16 protein-coding genes are annotated in these 16,265 nt (G+C 51.7%); 10 read left to right on the top strand and 6 right to left on the bottom strand.

The window, feature by feature from the left end; translation table 11 throughout:
- Positions 1–60: 60 nt before the first annotated feature.
- The 3 genes from C7E10_RS01170 to C7E10_RS01160 all read right to left on the bottom strand — a co-directional run bounded on the left by C7E10_RS01170 (position 61) and on the right by C7E10_RS01160 (position 2,964).
- A complete protein-coding gene (locus C7E10_RS01170) occupies positions 61–804 on the bottom strand; it encodes a DUF554 domain-containing protein (protein ID WP_105325563.1) in 744 nt (247 codons plus the stop codon).
- A gap of 238 nt (positions 805–1,042) precedes the next feature.
- Complete coding sequence (locus C7E10_RS01165) at positions 1,043–1,969, bottom strand: DUF1848 domain-containing protein (RefSeq protein ID WP_105325562.1); 927 nt, start codon at positions 1,967–1,969, stop codon at positions 1,043–1,045.
- Positions 1,966–2,964 carry an AraC family transcriptional regulator gene (locus C7E10_RS01160; protein ID WP_105325561.1) on the bottom strand — a complete coding sequence of 333 codons (999 nt, stop codon included), beginning with the start codon at positions 2,962–2,964 and terminating at the stop codon, positions 1,966–1,968. Before C7E10_RS01160 ends, C7E10_RS01165 begins: the two co-directional genes overlap by 4 nt.
- A gap of 237 nt (positions 2,965–3,201) precedes the next feature.
- On the opposite strand from C7E10_RS01160, the gene C7E10_RS01155 reads away from it, so the two are divergent.
- Entirely contained in the window at positions 3,202–4,419 is a 1,218-nt protein-coding gene (locus tag C7E10_RS01155) for a Zn-dependent hydrolase (RefSeq protein WP_105325560.1), read from the top strand.
- 430 nt (positions 4,420–4,849) lie between these two features.
- Here the strand turns inward: C7E10_RS01155 and C7E10_RS01150 are convergent, their stop codons facing one another.
- Complete coding sequence (locus tag C7E10_RS01150) at positions 4,850–5,740, bottom strand: IS3 family transposase (RefSeq protein WP_255419934.1); 891 nt, start codon at positions 5,738–5,740, stop codon at positions 4,850–4,852.
- A 23-nt stretch (positions 5,741–5,763) separates the two neighbouring features.
- Positions 5,764–6,525, bottom strand: a complete 762-nt coding sequence (locus C7E10_RS01145) for a helix-turn-helix domain-containing protein (RefSeq protein WP_105325742.1) — start codon at positions 6,523–6,525, stop codon at positions 5,764–5,766.
- 466 nt (positions 6,526–6,991) lie between these two features.
- Here C7E10_RS01145 and C7E10_RS01140 point away from each other — a divergent pair, with 466 nt between their 5' ends.
- The 3 genes from C7E10_RS01140 to C7E10_RS01130 are packed head-to-tail and all read left to right on the top strand — an operon-like array spanning position 6,992 to position 8,607.
- Positions 6,992–7,291 (top strand): ArsR/SmtB family transcription factor, encoded by a 300-nt coding sequence (locus tag C7E10_RS01140; protein WP_105325558.1) that lies wholly within the window; start codon positions 6,992–6,994, stop codon positions 7,289–7,291.
- Between the two features lie 3 nt (positions 7,292–7,294).
- Positions 7,295–8,293, top strand: coding sequence for a permease (locus C7E10_RS01135; protein WP_105325557.1), 999 nt, complete (start codon positions 7,295–7,297; stop codon positions 8,291–8,293).
- Positions 8,294–8,319: 26 nt separating this feature from the next.
- Positions 8,320–8,607, top strand: a complete 288-nt coding sequence (locus C7E10_RS01130; RefSeq protein ID WP_105325556.1) for a thioredoxin family protein — start codon at positions 8,320–8,322, stop codon at positions 8,605–8,607.
- Between the two features lie 80 nt (positions 8,608–8,687).
- Here the strand turns inward: C7E10_RS01130 and C7E10_RS01125 are convergent, their stop codons facing one another.
- Complete coding sequence (locus C7E10_RS01125; protein WP_105325555.1) at positions 8,688–9,653, bottom strand: AraC family transcriptional regulator; 966 nt, start codon at positions 9,651–9,653, stop codon at positions 8,688–8,690.
- Between the two features lie 262 nt (positions 9,654–9,915).
- Between C7E10_RS01125 and C7E10_RS01120 the strand changes: the two genes are divergently transcribed.
- The 6 genes from C7E10_RS01120 to C7E10_RS01095 all read left to right on the top strand — a co-directional run bounded on the left by C7E10_RS01120 (position 9,916) and on the right by C7E10_RS01095 (position 16,215).
- Positions 9,916–11,322 (top strand): alanine/glycine:cation symporter family protein, encoded by a 1,407-nt coding sequence (locus C7E10_RS01120; RefSeq protein ID WP_105325554.1) that lies wholly within the window; start codon positions 9,916–9,918, stop codon positions 11,320–11,322.
- 142 nt (positions 11,323–11,464) lie between these two features.
- On the top strand, positions 11,465–12,628 hold the full coding sequence (locus tag C7E10_RS01115) for an amidohydrolase (protein ID WP_105325750.1): 1,164 nt from the start codon (positions 11,465–11,467) through the stop codon (positions 12,626–12,628).
- Positions 12,629–12,640: 12 nt separating this feature from the next.
- Positions 12,641–13,843 (top strand): diaminopropionate ammonia-lyase, encoded by a 1,203-nt coding sequence (gene dpaL, locus C7E10_RS01110; protein WP_105325553.1) that lies wholly within the window; start codon positions 12,641–12,643, stop codon positions 13,841–13,843.
- A 648-nt stretch (positions 13,844–14,491) separates the two neighbouring features.
- Positions 14,492–15,115, top strand: a complete 624-nt coding sequence (locus C7E10_RS01105; RefSeq protein WP_105325552.1) for a TetR/AcrR family transcriptional regulator — start codon at positions 14,492–14,494, stop codon at positions 15,113–15,115.
- Between the two features lie 13 nt (positions 15,116–15,128).
- The gene (locus C7E10_RS01100) at positions 15,129–15,671 is read left to right on the top strand and encodes a flavin reductase family protein (RefSeq protein WP_105325551.1); all 543 of its coding nucleotides are present in this window, start codon (positions 15,129–15,131) and stop codon (positions 15,669–15,671) included.
- A gap of 97 nt (positions 15,672–15,768) precedes the next feature.
- On the top strand, positions 15,769–16,215 hold the full coding sequence (locus C7E10_RS01095; protein ID WP_105325550.1) for a flavodoxin: 447 nt from the start codon (positions 15,769–15,771) through the stop codon (positions 16,213–16,215).
- Positions 16,216–16,265 lie beyond the last annotated feature (50 nt).

The raw sequence follows: 16,265 nt of genomic DNA, 5'->3' as shown, positions 1-16,265 counted from the left end.
CTTGCGAACTCTTTTGAGCTCGCAAGCCGTTTTTTTACAGTTCCGTTTTTTAATTCGTTTTTATTTCACGTATTGCAGCACCACACTGGTCCAAAAGGCCGAAATGGGCATTACCACTACCATTGCCGGAATCATATCCGCAATGGGGAACTGTTTTACGTTGATCATTCTAAAGCCTGTTGCCAGTAGCAGCACTCCGCCGCAGGCGGTAAAATCCCCAATCATGGTAGGTGTACAGTAGGGGAAAATGGCGTTGGCCATAAAGAACAGGCAAAGAAAAATCAAGCACTGGGGAATGGCGATAAAGCTGACGATAATTCCCAGTTCACAGGCAAACAGCATGGACGTGGGCAGGTCCATAATGGATTTGGCAATGAGAATGCTGTGGTCCCCGGTCATCCCGGATACCATGCTGCCGTAGATGCCCGTTCCGCTGGCACAAAACAGTACAATCATGGTAATCAGCATACTTTCATAATCGCTGCGGCTCAGGTCACTGTCGCTGTCCTGGGTCCGAGGTCCCGTAATTTTCGTAATCATCTTCTCCAGCTGCCGGGCTCCTGCCGTAATTTTTCCGTCCAGCCGGATATTCAGGCCAATAATGGTTCCGGCAATTACCGCCAGGATTACCACCGGCATATTCTGCATCTTCATCATGGAACCGATGCCCATGGTCATGGCACAGGCACCAAAAATCGTGGTCAGCTTTTCCTTGAACGTGTCGCTGAGCCGCTGGCCCGCCACATTGCCCAAAAGGCCCCCGATGACCACCGCCAGCGCATTGATAATAACTCCAATTGGCATAACAACATTTCCCCTCTACCGTAAAATATAGATAAATCAATGCCTGTTCCTGCCGCTTTTTTACGGATACCGACTTGAAAACAGACAATACTTAATTTTACCATATTTAAGTTTATTTATGAATACAAATTAGCATACAAATACAGCAGTTTAGATATTTTCAGAAAGCTTTCTGGCAAAAAGGCAGCCCCCCAGTGCAAATTCTCCACTGGGGGACTGCCTTTTCCAATTTCTTTGCTTAAAACAAACTGATTTCTGTATCCAGCCAGCTTTTCTGTTCCGCCTGGTGCACCCGGTCCCCTTCCTCCTTGTGACCAATCAGCAGGGCAGAGTAGGGGTCGTGCCGCTTCCAATTTCGCAGCACGCCTTCCCGGTCGTAATTGGCATAACAATAGATGCAGCAATGGGGGCAGGTGTTGTACGCCCCAATATCGGCACCCAAAAGACAATTGCACCCTTCCCGGGCCGGCTTGCCCTTGGGTACATTTAACCGGCAGCCCAGGGCTCGCTCCAGCACTGCCTGGGACAAACAGCCAGTGGTGTCCACATTGTCTCCAGCCAGGGCAGGGGACTCCAGACACAGGTACAGCTTCATTCCATTATCCTTGGCAATGGCCGCCAGGGCCCGGGTCAGCTCTTGCTGCTGGGCCGCAGGCACTGCCTGGACCTGGGGAAAGTTCCGCTTGGTCTTTTCATATAGGTCGATAAAACTGATTACCACCTGGTGGGTATACCCCTTGAAACGCTCTGCCATAAACTTGAACGCCTTCAGATGGAACTCTGGGGTGTAACGCCCCAAAAGGAAAATCGGATCATACCGCCAGCCAATGCAGTCCGGTCCTACCCGCTTGGACAATTCCCGGAAGCTCAGCATAATCTGCTTCTTGTCCGGCAGCCGAGGCTCTATTTCCCGGCCATAGGGAGTCAGCGTCACGTGCCAAAAGGTCTTGTACGCTTCTAGCTCCTTCCAGCGCTCAAACATGGGCCGAGGATTCTTGGTGCAGAACACAATACAGTCAATCAGCTCCGGCCGCAGTTCGTACCGGGTAATCTGGCTGGGATTGTAGGGATTTCGGGCCAGCACATAGCCTGCTTCCAGCCGGTTGTAGAACCAATTGCTGTAGAATGCTGGAATATCAGTCCGGCTGCCCGTATTGAGAATCATACCTCCTCCTTAGGGGCAGCTGCGGCAGGGGAGGGGGCTTTCTCGCCGGTTCCAGGTCCTTTGCCCGGATTTTCCTTGTGACCGGACACTGTTACCAGCTGCGCCTCCGGAGGATTTTTCCGGTATTGCAGGGGCGTGATGCCAAACTGCTTCTTGAATATATCAATATAGTAGCTGGTGGAACTGAAACCGCAGCCATAGGCAATATCGCTGATGGGTTCATCCGTATTCAGCAGTCGGGGAATGCTTTGTTCCAGCCGGAAATTGCGCAGGTAGGAGAAAATCGATTCTCCGGTGAAGCGCTTGAAAATCCGGCAGCACTCACTTTCCGTATAGGATGCATAATCCGACAGCTCCGCCAGTGTCACCTTTTCCCCGTAGTGGGCTGCCATGTAGCTGAGCATCTTCTGGATGGCCCCATTGGCGTGGGTGCGGCGCAGCCCATTCTGTCGTGCCGTCCGGTGTGCCAAAATCCCCGCCACCAGAACGTACAGCCGGGACAAAATCAGCAGCTCATAGGCTTCGGGCTTTTCCTCGCTGAGCTGATACACCTGCTCAATCTGGTCCAGCAGTTCCCGTTCCCAGGGCACCTGCCGCTGCAGCACCTGGTAAACCAGTGTGGGGTCGGCCAGCGCAGGCAGCAGGTATTTCTGCTCCATCACCGAGCCGGCAAAACCGCTGAGCAGCTGGGGCGCAATATCCAGGCAAATGTAGGAACTGTCCGGGTCCTTCACCGGCCGGGCCATGTGCAGATAGCCCGAGTTGATGAAAAGGCCTTCCCCCTTGCTCAGTACAAACCGTTCTTCATTGACAAAAAACAATACCTGACCCCGTACCACCAGACAGAACTGAAGTTCCTCGTTCCAGTGGAGAGGCGTGTAGCCAAGCACATTCTGGCTCAGCACCGAATAGTAGATGGCCAGGGGAAAATCCGGAGTACCCGGCCGCGTTATCTCCCGCTGCCCGGCATCCAAAGGGATATCATAAATCTGCATGGGATCACCTCCAAGGCATTGCAGACTGTATATTTTGATAATTTATGAACCATTGCGCAGTACTTTACAGCATTAATTCGCTGTCTGCTTGCTTTCAGTATAACAAACCATCGCCTGCCTGTACAGGGCATAACGCAAAATAGCGATATTTTTCGCTGAAATCCGGGTATCTCTAACCCCGCCGAAAACCTATAATAAAGGCAACAAACAAGCTTGCAGTACAAGGAGGAAAATACTATGAATATCAATGGCAAACGGCTTTTAGACACAATTTTCACCCTGGGCAAGATCGGCATCGATGCGGAAGGCAAGCGTACCCGCCTGGCAGCCTCGGACACCAACAAAGCAGGCAGGGACTATGTGGTTTCCCTGATGAAGGAACTGGACCTGAAAGTAGTGGTGGACCACATCGGGAACATCTTTGGTATTTGGGAAACCCCCGAAAACAAAACAGAGCAGCCCTTTATGGTAGGCTCCCATATTGATACCGTCATCAACGCCGGCCAATATGACGGCTGCCTGGGCGTACTCTCCGGCCTGGAAGCCATCCGTACCCTGAAAGAAAATAATGTAAAGACCAAACGCCCCCTGATTGTAGGCGTCTTCACCAACGAAGAAGGTGTCCGCTATACCCCGGATATGATGGGATCTTTGGTGTACGCCGGTGGCATGAGCGCCAAAGAAGCCCTGGCTGCCGTAGGCACTGACGGCACCATCCTGGGGGACGAACTGAAACGCATTGGCTATGCCGGCACCGTTGAACCCGGTTTCGTTACCCCCTGTGCTTTTGTGGAACTCCACATTGAACAAGGACCCATTCTGGACGTAGAAGGCATCAACATTGGCGCCGTAGAAAACCTTCAGGGTATCCATTGGCAGCAGGTCACCATTGAAGGTGCTGCCAACCATGCCGGTACTACACCTACCAAACTGCGGAAGGATGCAGGCCTGGCAGCCGCCAAAGTCAACGTCTTTGCCCGGCAGCTGGTAGAGAAATCCGGTGGTGTGTGCACTGTAGGCACCATTGCCTTCAGCCCCAACGCCGTAAACGTCATTCCCTCCAAGGCTGTTTTCACCGTTGACCTGCGCAACCCCGATAAAGCCAAACTGGATCAGGATGAAATCACCCTGGCTAACTATCTGAAAGAACTGGAACAAACTGACGGCGTGAAAATTACCACCCGCCGCATGACCTGCTTTGACCCGGTGCCCTTCGATAAAGAAATCTGCAATACCATCGAAGCCGCAGCCAAAAAACGCGGCCTTACCGTTAAACGCATGACCTCCGGCGCTGGCCAAGACGCCCAAATGATGGCCAGAATCTGTCCTACCGCCATGATTTTCGTCCCCAGCATCAATGGTATTAGTCATAACCCCAAAGAATATACGCCGGACCAGGACGTGGAAAACGGTGCCAACGTCTTCCTGGACGTCATCGAACAGTATACCAAATAACCTGTCCTCCCAAACGCTGGAAAACCAGCAGCAAAAACGGCTGTGAAAAAATGGCTTGCGAATTCAAACTAGTTCGTAAGCCATTTTTATTGTTCGGTATAGCTGTATCTATGTCTCAAAACTTCCTCAGTCAGCCCTACGTGCTGACAGCCCCTTAGTGGTTCGCATTGTGCCAATCAGCTTCGCTCCTTGAGCTCGCTTCTTGGAATGCTATCACATGGCTCACATGAACCAAGAGCATTTTGAACCACGGACATGCTCTTGGATGTGAGCGCAACGCTTTGAAGGGGTCGGTCATGTCCAAGCGGTTTCACTTCTCCCCAATACTAATGCTACAGATTAGTTAGTAGCTGACCAGTAGCGGTTCGAAAGCCTTCTGCAAGCGTGGTGTGCTCCCCGTCAAGTAGACAGTTCCTAATAATATAAACCTCTACGCCGCCATTTGGTAGCTATTATGTTTTTGCATAGGGGTCAAACGGCCCAAATTCCGCTGCAAACGGCCACTGTTGTAATACTCCATGTAGTTATTAATCATCGTTACCAAAGCTTTACGGCTGTCGAAGTCACGAGTATAGTACCGTTCTCTTTTCAGCATGCCCCAGAAGCCTTCCATCGGGCCATTATCAATGCATTTTCCTATCCGTGACATACTCTGCGTCATACCAGCATCTAGAATCATCTTGCGGAAATCCCTGCAGGTGTATTGGAATCCCCGGTCAGAGTGAAACAGGGGATGCGCGCCAGGGTTTTTCAACAATGCCTTATTGAAGGTATTGAATACCAAATTTTTATCGTTCCGGTTGCTTATCACATAGGAAACAATTCGTCTGTCATACAGGTCAATAATCGCGCTCAGATATACCTTATGCACAACTACCCCCTCATAGTAGTGAAATTCTGAGACGTCAGTACACCATTTCTGGTTAGGGGCATCGGCTTTAAATTCCCTATTCAAGATATTTTCTGCAATGTATGCAGGATCTATTGCACGCTGGGTGCAGCCCTTAGGGGCATATTTAATCGTAGACTTTATATTTATCACTCGACAAAGATGAAGAACGCGACCGTCACCAATTGCTATTGGTTTCGTGTCAGGATAGATCTTCTTATTTGGGGCTCGTAAGTCATCAGCTATTCGTCTGTACCCTTTAGCTGGGTCAGCCTTGTATATCTCTTCTATTCTTTTAGCAATTTCCTTGTCGTCAATTTCGCGTGCTGAAGGCTCTCTATGAAGCCATTTGTAGTAGCCGGCCCGGGACACTTTTCCCAATTTGCACAGGCCAAGAATAGGGTAATTCTTTTCAGCGTGCAGTTCTTTAATGGCTTCATAAATGGCTCCATATCTTATTTGTGTGAATCCCGCCTCCTTTCCACAATATCGAGTTTTTTTAGGAAATCAATCTCCATATCCTTGGCTTTGAGTTTTGCATTAGCCAGTTTGAGTTCAGCTTTCATACACTCATATTCTGTAGGGGCTTCTTCAGGGACTTCTACTGGCTTCCTGTGTCCGCGCCCATCTATGAGTCCTTCGGTATTGTACTTATTATATTTTAAGACGTAATTTCTGACTTGCTGGTAGGAAACCTTAAACTTTTCAGCGGTTTCATGGTAAGCATTCCCGTTTTCAATGCAGTATTTTACGATTTCAACGCGCTCGTCAAAGGTCGTTTGTCTAGCTTTAGTCATGATCTTGGCACCTCCAGTACCCGAACTTTTTAGTTCCTCATGACTATTATACTTCTTTAACCAGTCTCTGATTTGACGAGAACTTTTTAATCCGTATTTTTGTACCAGCTGGGACATAGTCGTTTCGCCCTTAAGATATTCCTCTACGCATTGGATCTTAAGATCAGCAGAATAACTTTTAACCTGTCTTTTGTTAAATACCTCAGGACCATTTCCTATATATTCATCTACCCAATACTGTACTGCTTTCCAGTGAACCCCTAACCTTTTTGCAGAAACCATTGGTGATTCTTCATGAGCAAGAACAGCTTTGACAGCCTTTAATTTATCCTCTGCACTGACTTTCGATATAGACATTTTACATACTCTCCTTTCAACGAATCCAGGAGGTTTAACTATATGCCAGTCTACTTTATTCATAGCATACCAGCGTGGAGAAGGTGTCGCCGGAAGGCGACGGATGAGGTTTAAACCCCACATTTACGGCTACATTTTAACAAACTTCCTCAGTCAGGCCTGCGGACTGACAGCTCCTTCAACGCTTTGCGGCCGCATCCAAACAGCCCGACAAATTCTGCAAGTGGCTGTTTGGTCAATAAGGCCCATGCGATAGCTGCCCAGGAATTGAGCCTGCAAGGCGAAAATGACTGGCTAACAGCGAACCGCTCAGGAAGTGTCGCCAAAGGCGACGATAGAAGTTTTATTTTTTCACAACCTCGTTTTTTATATGCACCAAGTCTTCCGAAAAACTCCGCCTAAAATTGGTCACGAATTCCAACACGGGTCCGTATATGCTCCTTACGCTGCCCTAATTACACATTGACATTCATCAATCTATGCTGTATCCTACACATAGATAATCATCAATCTGTATAAGGAGACTATTATGAATTCCATAGACGTAGCACTAATCTGCAAAGCCCTGTCCGACAGCAACCGGCTCCAAATTGTCCAAATGCTGGCCGACGGCGAAAAATGCGGCTGCAAGCTGCTGGAAGCCTTTTCCATTACCCAGCCCACCCTGTCCCACCATATGCGCATCTTGTGCGAATGCGGCTTGGTCCAGGCCAGGAAAGAAGGGAAGTGGCAGCACTATTCCCTGAACTGCGCCACCCTGCGCAATTTCCAGGCCTTCATTGCCCAGTTATCCTGCTGTACTTGCGGCACTGAACCCACGGAGGGGTAGACCATGTGGGCTTTTCTGCAAAATCAAGTCCTGGGCATGGCTTGGCTCCAGGAGCTGTACAAACTCCTTTTGGTGCAGGCCGGCGTTCCGGTGGACAGTCGACTGGGCGGCAGCCTATTGTTCTTTCTGTTTGATGTAACCAAAATCACCCTTCTGCTGTGCGTACTGATTTTCAGTATTTCCTACATTCAGAGCTTCTTTCCCCCTGAACGCAGCCGGAACATCATGACCCGGTTCCACGGTGTCTGGGCCAACTGCGCCGCCGCTCTTTTGGGTACCGTCACACCCTTTTGTTCCTGCTCGTCCATTCCATTGTTCATGGGCTTTACCAGCGCAGGCTTGCCTCTGGGCGTGACCTTTTCCTTCCTGATTTCCTCTCCCATGGTGGATCTGGGCAGTCTGGTGCTTCTGATGAGCATCTTTGGTCCTAAAGTAGCCGTAATCTACGTGGGTCTGGGATTGGTGGTGGCCGTACTGGGCGGCAGCCTGATAGAACGGCTGCACCTGGAGGACCAGGTGGAAGACTTTATCCGTCAGGCCCAACTGGGCGTCGGTGCAGACGCACCCGCCTTGACCACCCGGGACCGTCTCCAGTACGCACAGGAACAGGTCAGCGGCACCTTTCGCAAAGTCTTTCCCTATATTCTAGTGGGCGTGGGCATCGGTGCAGTGATCCACAACTGGATTCCTGCCCACCTGGTGGCCGGCGTCCTGGGCAGCGACAACCCCTTTGGCGTGGTCCTGTCCACCCTGGTGGGCGTCCCCATGTATGCGGACATCTTTGGCACCATACCCATCGCTGAAGCCCTGCTGTCCAAAGGCGCCAGACTGGGGGCCGTCCTGAGTTTCATGATGGGCGTTACCACCTTGTCCGTGCCGTCCCTGATTCTCTTGCGCAAAGCCGTAAAGCCCAAGCTCCTGGGCGTCTTTACCGCCATCTGCACCACTGGCATCATCGCCGTAGGGTACATCTTCAACTTCCTGCACGGCTGGATTTTATAAATAAAGAAATTGGAGGAGGCAATACCATGGGATTATTTTCCAGAAAAAAGACTGAAACTAAGGCAGCTAGCCCCGCATCAGGGCGCATCAAGGTTCTGGGCAGCGGCTGCGCCAAATGCCATGAACTGGCAGACCATACCCAAGAAGCCCTGAACGCCCTGCATATCCAAGATGGGGTAGAGCACGTGACCGATTTTGCCAAGATTGCCAGCTACGGGGTAATGAGCACCCCCGCCCTGGTGGTGGATGAAAAAGTCGTCAGCAGCGGCCGGGTTCTTACCACTGATGAAGTGAAGAAACTTCTGCAAAAATAAAATTCAGGAAAATAGGTCATAAAATAAAGAAGACTTGCGAACTCACCTTTAGGAGCCCGTAAGTCTTCTTTTTGTTCTTCCTATACCGCTTTTTCCAATTCTTGAGGGCAGCCGTCCTTGCTGGCGCCCAGTTCCCAGTTTTTTCGGTACTGCAAAGGCGTCTGCCCCAGCAGACTTTTGAAGCACTTGATAAAATAGCTGGCCGAGCAGAACCCGGTTTCATAGGCCACCTGGCTGATGCTGTGGTTCCCTTGGCGCAGCAGTTCTGCTGCTCGTTCCAGCCGGTACACATTCAAATACTGGTAAATGGTTTCGTTCAGGGCACTTTTAAACATCCGGCAGCATTCCGCCCCGCTGTAGTTTACTGCTGCCCCAATATCGTCCATGGTGAAGTTTTCGCTATAATGCTTCGCAATATAATCCAGGATTTCCCGTACTACCAGCTGGTGCCGCTGCACGGACGTTTTTTGCACTGCCGGAGTTTGGGTATTTTCTACCAGCTGCGACCAGCACTGGAGCAGCAGGCTTACCACTGACAGCTCATAGCCCGAGCGTTGGTCCCGGTAGGCAGCATACAGCACCCGCAGTTTGTCCAAGATAGCCTTCTGCCAGGGTATTTCTGGCTCCAGGGGCAGAGCTGTAAAATCCGGATTCTCTAGCAGCGGCTTTACGTATTTTTTCTCCAGCTGCGAACCCCTAAATAGGCTCAACAGCCGGGGAGAGAAGTCAAAACAAAGATAAACCCCTTTTCCCGGGCGGCGGGATCTTGCCATATGCAGACGACGGGCGTTGATAAGAATGCCGCTGCCCGCTGCCAGAGTGTACTCACTGTGATCCACTGAAAAGGTCACTGGCCCCTCCAGCACCAGGCAGTACTGCAATTCGTTGTGCCAATGCCAGTTCACAAAGCCCAGGGTCTTTTTGTGCAGGATGTCATAGTAGGCTGCAAAAGGAAACGAAAAACTGCCGTGGGACGTCAGCTCCCGTTGGGAGTGATCCACTGCCACATCCACAATCTGCTGCTGAACCAACCAATCTTCTTCCATAGAGATGACCTCCTGCAAGTTATATTAACGAACGTTTAAATGATTATACTACATAATGTTCTAAAATTGAATAGCGGAAATGATATCTGCTTGAGCACAATACAATGATATTTTGCCACAATGGATTGGTATATCTTTTTCTGATAATTGGCTATAATCAAGCTGTAAGAAAACTTCCGGAAGAGTTTTGTGAAATACGGCATTAGTCAAGAATCGCTTTGTACCAAGCTAAACCTATTTAAAAGCAAGGGGAGAGAGCATTATGGAATTTATTCGTTTCTTGAACAGCATTTTCTGGGGCTGGCTGGTGGCCGGCATCCTGCTTTGCACCGGAGTATTTTTCACCTTGAAGCTTCACTTTCCACAAGTTCGTTATTTTACTAGATTGTTCGGAAATCTGAAGGAAAGCATGACCAGTGGGTCCAAAGAACCTGGCAGCGTCACCGGCTTCAGCGCCCTGTGCGCAGCGGTAGGCGGCCAGGTGGGCACCGGTTCCCTGGTAGGCGTAGCCACAGCCCTGGCTTCCGGCGGTCCCGGCGCCATTTTCTGGATGTGGATGACCGCCGTCCTGGGTATGCCCATCAGCTTTACCGAAGCGGTACTGGCTCAGCTGTTCCGGGAAAAGAATCCCGACGGCACCTACCGGGGCGGTCCCGCCTATTATATGGAAAAGGGTTTGCACAATCACCTGCTGTCCGTGCTGTTTTCCATCAGCATCCTGATAGGCATCGGCATTTTCTACTGCATGATCCAGAGCAACTCCATCTCCGCAGCCCTTACCGGCGTGGTGGACGTATCCCCGTTTTTTGCCGGCGTCTGCCTCCTGATTCTGGTAGCCTTGGTTATCTTTGGCGGCATCAAACGCCTGGCCGAAGTGGCTTCCCTGATTGTACCTTTTATGGCCCTGGGCTATTTGGCCATGGCCCTGTACGTAGTATTGACCCACTTTTCCATGCTGCCCGGCATGCTTGAAACTATATTTAAATCCGCCTTCAGCCTGCACTCTGCAGCAGGCGGCGTGGCCGGCTATACCATGAAAGAAGCCTTCCGCTATGGCGTAGCCCGGGGACTGTTCTCCAATGACGCCGGCAACGGCACCGCTCCCAGTATGCACGCCACCGCCGTGGTGCCCCATCCTGTGAACCAGGGCTTTGCCGCCATGCTGGGCACCTTTATCACCACCATCATCATTTGCAGCTGCACTGCTTTCTGCATTCTCCTGTCCGGGCAATTGGGCACCGGCGAAACCGGTATCGCCCTGACCCAGGTAGCCTTTGAAAGCAATCTGGGCACCGTGGGCCGCTGGATTGTGTTCCTGGCCATGTTCCTGTTTGGCTTTACCACCCTTTTGGCCGACATCTACTACGGTGAAGTGAACCTGATGCACCTGATCAAATCTCCCAAAGCCATCCAAGCCTACCGCCTCCTGTGCTGCGTTCTGATTATCGTAGGCGCCGTAGCTCCCGTGCCTGTAGTTTGGGAACTGGTGGACTTTGTCAGCGCCTTCCTGGTTTTCTTTAACGTCATCGCTCTGATTGGCTTGTCCAAGTACGTGGTTTATATCCTGAAGGACTACGCTGCCCAGTGGGCCAAGGGCAAGAAACCCTACTGGCAGCCAGACCGGGACATCTCCCAAATGGACCTGACCAGAAGTTCTGACGAGCAATAGCAGGAATAAAAAGCATTTTAGCCGAAGAGTGGAGGAGAATACACTGGTTATCCCAGTGGATCAACTAGCTAAACACCGCTGAGCCTCGCAGAAAAAATGAGGAAAATTGTGTCTTATAACGTGAATGAAAGGACTTGATTCTATGCCAAACAACAAGCTTTCTTTTCGTGATCAACTGATTGCCTGGCGGCATTACCTCCATCAGCATCCGGAAACCGCCTTTGAGGAAAAGACCGCCTCCAAACTGGTGGCCGAGGAAATGCGGGGAATGGGCATTGACGTAGCAGAGGGCATTGGCGGCACCGGCGTGGTAGGTACCCTGAAAGTAGGGGACGGCACCGGCTGCATCGGCATCCGGGCCGATATGGACGCCCTGAACATCCAGGAGTGCAGCCAGCACGACCACGTGTCCCAGAATCCTGGCAAAATGCACGGCTGCGGCCACGATGGCCACACCGTCACTCTCCTGGGAGCCGCCAAGCTCCTCAGTGAACGGAAAAATTTCAACGGCACCGTCCGTTTCATTTTCCAGCCTGCTGAAGAACCGGGGCACGGCGCCCAGGCCATGCTTGACGACGGGCTGTTCGAGCGTTTTCCCATCCAAGAAATCTACGGTCTCCACAACGCTCCGTTCCTGCCTGCCGGTACCCTGCATACCCGGGTAGGGGGTATGGCCGCCAGCGAAGATGATTTCACCTTCAAGATTACCGGCAAGGGCGGACACGCTTCCAGCCCCCACGAGGGCAATGACCCCCTGGCCTCCTTTGCAGAAATTTACCTGGCGCTTCAGACCATCGTGTCCCGGAATGCCACACCTGTGCGGCCCGTGGTGGTTTCCTGCACGGAAATCGAAACCGACGGTGCCCACAACGCCATTCCCACCCACGTTGAAGTCCGCGGTGATGCCCGGACCACCACGCCCGAGGACCAGGCCCTGGTGGAACGCCGGATGCGGGAAATCGTGGAAGGCGTCTGCGCCATGAACCACGCCGGCTGCGAATTTCTCTATACCCACGAATTCTACCCTGTGGTCAATGACCCGGCCTGCGTAGCTGCCGCCGTAAAGGCTGCTCAAGCTGCTGTAGGGGAGGACAAGGTCAACGGCAATTGCGACCCCTGGATGGCCAGTGAAGACTTTGCCGCTTTTTTGAAGAAGGTTCCCGGCTGCTTCCTGCTTCTGGGCAGCGGTAAAAATGCCGCGGGCAATGTATCCCTGCACCAAAACATCTTCGATTATAACGACGATATCCTGACCACCGGCGCCGAATTTTGGGCTGAACTGGTCAAGGAACGCCTGGCTAAATAAGGAGGACCACCCATGCAAGAAACCATCAAAGAAACAACCCTGCTCCATACTGGCAAGGAAACCGGTGCCTATGACGCCGCCTTCGCAGCTGACAAGGCCAGAATCTCCCGGCACTTTCACCAAAGCATTCCCGGCTACGCCCCCACGCCCCTGGTGGAGCTCAAGGCCGCAGCCCAGCATTTTGGCATCGCCGCCCTTTATGTCAAGGACGAAAGCAAACGCTTTGGCCTCAACGCCTTTAAGGGCCTGGGCGGCAGCTTCTGCATTGCCAGCTACCTGGCGGACAAACTGGGCCTGAATATTGAAGAACTTACCTTCGAGACCCTGCAGCAGCCTGCTATTCATGACAAAATCAAGGACTTAACCTTTGTGACCGCTACCGACGGCAACCACGGCCGGGGTATCGCTTGGACCGCCCACGCCCTGGGCGTCAAAAGCCTAGTCTTTATGCCCAAGGGCAGCGCTCCCGAACGCCTCCATAATATCCAGGCCCTGGGCAGCGATGCTTCCATTACCGATATGAATTACGACGATACAGTGCGCCACGCTTCCAAAGTGGCGGAAGAACATGGCTGGCCCCTGGTCCAGGACACCTCCTGGCCCGGCTACGAAACCATTCCCACCTGGATCATGCAGGGATACCTGACCATGGCTTTGGAAGCTGCCGAAGCCCTGCCCCAGGCACCTACCCATATCTTCCTGCAAGCAGGGGTAGGGGCCATGTCCGGCGCCCTGACCGGCTTCTTTGCCGACTACTACAAGGGCCAGAAACCCATCATCACCATCGTGGAGCCCAATAAAGCCGACTGCATCTATCGCACCGCTTTGGCCCACGACGGCAAGCTCCATAACGTGACCGGCAGTCTCAGCACCATTATGGCTGGCCTGGCCTGCGGAGAACCCTGCGGCATTGGCTGGGCCGAACTGGAAGCCCACGCCGAACACTTTATCTCCATGCCCGACTACGTGGCTGCCAAAGGCATGCGTATCCTGGGGAATCCTCTGCCCGGGGACGAAAAAGTCATCTCCGGCGAAAGCGGCGCTGCCACCAGCGGCTTCGTTTTTGAACTTTTGGATAACGCGTCTCTTAATGAACTTCGGGACAAATTGGGCATCACCAAAGACTCCCGCATCCTGTGCTTCTCCACAGAAGGGGATACCGACAAAGAAAACTATCGCCGCATTGTCTGGGACGGCACACACCCCAGCTTCTAAAAGCAATTCTTGTGTTGCCCCAGACGCAAATTTTATTAGCCAAACCGGGGGAAAGCCAGCCGGAACCCTGCCCGCAGCAGCTTCTCGTGACTTTCCCCCAAATACACCCTCATACAAAAGGCTATAAAGTCCAAAAAACGACTTGTTCACCCAGCCAGGCTGAACAAGCCGTTTTTTGTTGGGAGAAAAGAATTCTCTGGCCCCCAGGCCCTGCTGAACGCTGTCGAAAAGCCTGGCAGCAGGCCTTCCCAAGTTTCCCCGAAGGGCTCAGATATTCCTCCCCAAGACACCACTACAATTTATTCGAAGAGGGCCCGGATATTCCAAAAGCATCTCCATGGTTTCCCCCGAAGGGGCATATATTCCCCAAAACACCACTACAATTTATTCGAAGGGAGCCTGGATATTCCCAAAAGCACTTCACCGGTTTCCCCGCAGGGGCATATATTACCAAAAACACCTCCACACTTTTCAACGAAAAGTGTGGTAATTCTTCCTTATTCAGCAAATTCTCCCTTACTTTTTTAGCAAGCCTTCATTACCTGATCTAGTTTAAAGTTTTCACTTATTCTTATATTGACAAGATGTCAATATGGTATTATACTCATACTGACAAAACGTCAAATAAACTTCAAGGAGGCGAGTACCATGGCCAGGATGCCCCGCAGCATCTGTGAACAGCGGCCCCAGGAAATCGTAGCAGCCTGCCGGAAACTATACCAGCGGCTGAGCTTCCAAGAAATCACCCTGGGAGAAATCAGCAAGGAGACCAGCATCTCCCGGCCTTCTATCTACAACTATTTCCATTCCAAAGAAGAAATTTTCCTGGCCCTGCTCCAGGAAGAATATGAATTGTGGACCGCAGATCTTACCCAAAGCTTTGCCAAGCACCCTGCTTTGACAGCCCAGGAATACGCCGCACTGGTAGGCCAATCCCTGGAAAAGCGCATTACCCTGCTTAAAATCCAGTGCATGAATCTGTACGAAATCGAGGAGCACAGCCGGTTGGAATGCCTGGTGGAATTCAAAAAATCCTATCAGCATACCCTGAGCACGGTAGAGAAGAGCCTGGAAAAATTCTTTCCTGCCATGACTCCTCAGGACCGGGAGAACTTCCTGTATCTGTTCTTTCCGTTCTTATACGGCCTGTATCCCTATGTGTATCCTACAACCCAGCAGCAAGAAGCCATGGAACGCGCCCACATCCAGCTCTCTCCCCAGAAAGTATCGGATTTGGCTGCGCTGTGCCTGCTGAAACTGCTTCCCAATTAAGGAGGAACTTTCCATGAAAAAAGATTTAGGCAATCTCTTGGCCCTGTATCCCACTCCCGTGACCATTGTCGGCGCCCTGGTGGACGGCAAACCCAACTGGATGGAAGTGGCCCACGTGGGCATCATCGGCCACGACCGGGTAACCATTTCCTGCGTCACCAGCCACTATACCAACAAGGGTATCCATGCAGCTGGCCTTTGCACCCTGAACCTGGTAAACCAGGACCTGCTGCAAAAAGCTGACTACGTAGGCACCGTCAGCGGCAAAGATACGGATAAATCCCAGGTCTTTGCCTGGAGCAAGGGCCAGGCCGGTGCCCCCGTCATTGACGCTTCCCCCCTGGTGCTGGAATGTCAGGTGGACGACGTGTACAACACCCCCAATTTTGAAACCTTTATCCTGAAAATCCTCCACACCTACGTGGAAGAAGATATGCTGAACGAAAACGGCAAGCCTGATTACGCCAAAATCAGCCCCGTACTCTTTGAGTTCCCCAACTACCAGTACTTGTCCACCGGCAAAGTGGTGGGCCACTGCCGCAAAATGAATCAGTAGACCGCCTGGAGCGGGGGAGCCAGCCAGCGCCGGCTTCCCTTGAATCTATTTCTCAATTTGTGTCCTACATTCTTAGTCATTGGAAGGAGATTTTAGCATGAGTACTGTAGTAACCTATTTTTCTGCCAGCGGTGTTACCCGCAATAAGGCTCAGCAACTGGCCAAAGTGGCCAAAGCCGACCTGTATGAAATCAAGCCCGCCGTGGCCTACACCAGTGCCGACCTGAACTGGATGGACAAAAAGAGCAGAAGCACCCTGGAATCCCAGGACCCCAGCTCCCGTCCTGCACTGGCCGACAAGAAACCCAACCTGGACAAATACGATACTGTCTATATCGGCTTCCCCATCTGGTGGTACACCGCCCCGAAAATCATCAACACCTTTATCGAGGCAGCCAACCTGACCGGCAAGAAAATCTACCTGTTTGCCACCTCCGGCGGCAGCGGCATCGACAAATCCATTAAAGATTTGAAGGCCCAGTACAAAAACCTAAACATTGTGGGCGGCAAAATGCTCAACGGCAAAGTTACCGACCTGGCCTAAGGCAAATAGAAACGAAACACCCTGAACCAAGGAAAAACCTCGGTCCAGGG

This window comes from Acidaminococcus hominis (genome assembly GCF_900291475.1).
Classification (GTDB): domain Bacteria; phylum Bacillota; class Negativicutes; order Acidaminococcales; family Acidaminococcaceae; genus Acidaminococcus; species Acidaminococcus hominis.
This window is presented reverse-complemented; position numbering and strand designations above follow the sequence as displayed.

Bases quoted from the DNA above. Each gene is read 5' to 3' on its own strand.
- C7E10_RS01170 (WP_105325563.1), bottom strand. From the start codon at position 804: ATGCCAATTGGAGTTATTATCAATGCGCTGGCGGTGGTCATCGGGGGC.
- C7E10_RS01165 (WP_105325562.1), bottom strand. From the start codon at position 1,969: ATGATTCTCAATACGGGCAGCCGGACTGATATTCCAGCATTCTACAGC.
- C7E10_RS01160 (WP_105325561.1), bottom strand. From the start codon at position 2,964: ATGCAGATTTATGATATCCCTTTGGATGCCGGGCAGCGGGAGATAACG.
- C7E10_RS01155 (WP_105325560.1), top strand. From the start codon at position 3,202: ATGAATATCAATGGCAAACGGCTTTTAGACACAATTTTCACCCTGGGC.
- C7E10_RS01145 (WP_105325742.1), bottom strand. From the start codon at position 6,525: ATGAATAAAGTAGACTGGCATATAGTTAAACCTCCTGGATTCGTTGAA.
- C7E10_RS01140 (WP_105325558.1), top strand. From the start codon at position 6,992: ATGAATTCCATAGACGTAGCACTAATCTGCAAAGCCCTGTCCGACAGC.
- C7E10_RS01135 (WP_105325557.1), top strand. From the start codon at position 7,295: ATGTGGGCTTTTCTGCAAAATCAAGTCCTGGGCATGGCTTGGCTCCAG.
- C7E10_RS01130 (WP_105325556.1), top strand. From the start codon at position 8,320: ATGGGATTATTTTCCAGAAAAAAGACTGAAACTAAGGCAGCTAGCCCC.
- C7E10_RS01125 (WP_105325555.1), bottom strand. From the start codon at position 9,653: ATGGAAGAAGATTGGTTGGTTCAGCAGCAGATTGTGGATGTGGCAGTG.
- C7E10_RS01120 (WP_105325554.1), top strand. From the start codon at position 9,916: ATGGAATTTATTCGTTTCTTGAACAGCATTTTCTGGGGCTGGCTGGTG.
- C7E10_RS01115 (WP_105325750.1), top strand. From the start codon at position 11,465: ATGCCAAACAACAAGCTTTCTTTTCGTGATCAACTGATTGCCTGGCGG.
- dpaL (WP_105325553.1), top strand. From the start codon at position 12,641: ATGCAAGAAACCATCAAAGAAACAACCCTGCTCCATACTGGCAAGGAA.
- C7E10_RS01105 (WP_105325552.1), top strand. From the start codon at position 14,492: ATGGCCAGGATGCCCCGCAGCATCTGTGAACAGCGGCCCCAGGAAATC.
- C7E10_RS01100 (WP_105325551.1), top strand. From the start codon at position 15,129: ATGAAAAAAGATTTAGGCAATCTCTTGGCCCTGTATCCCACTCCCGTG.
- C7E10_RS01095 (WP_105325550.1), top strand. From the start codon at position 15,769: ATGAGTACTGTAGTAACCTATTTTTCTGCCAGCGGTGTTACCCGCAAT.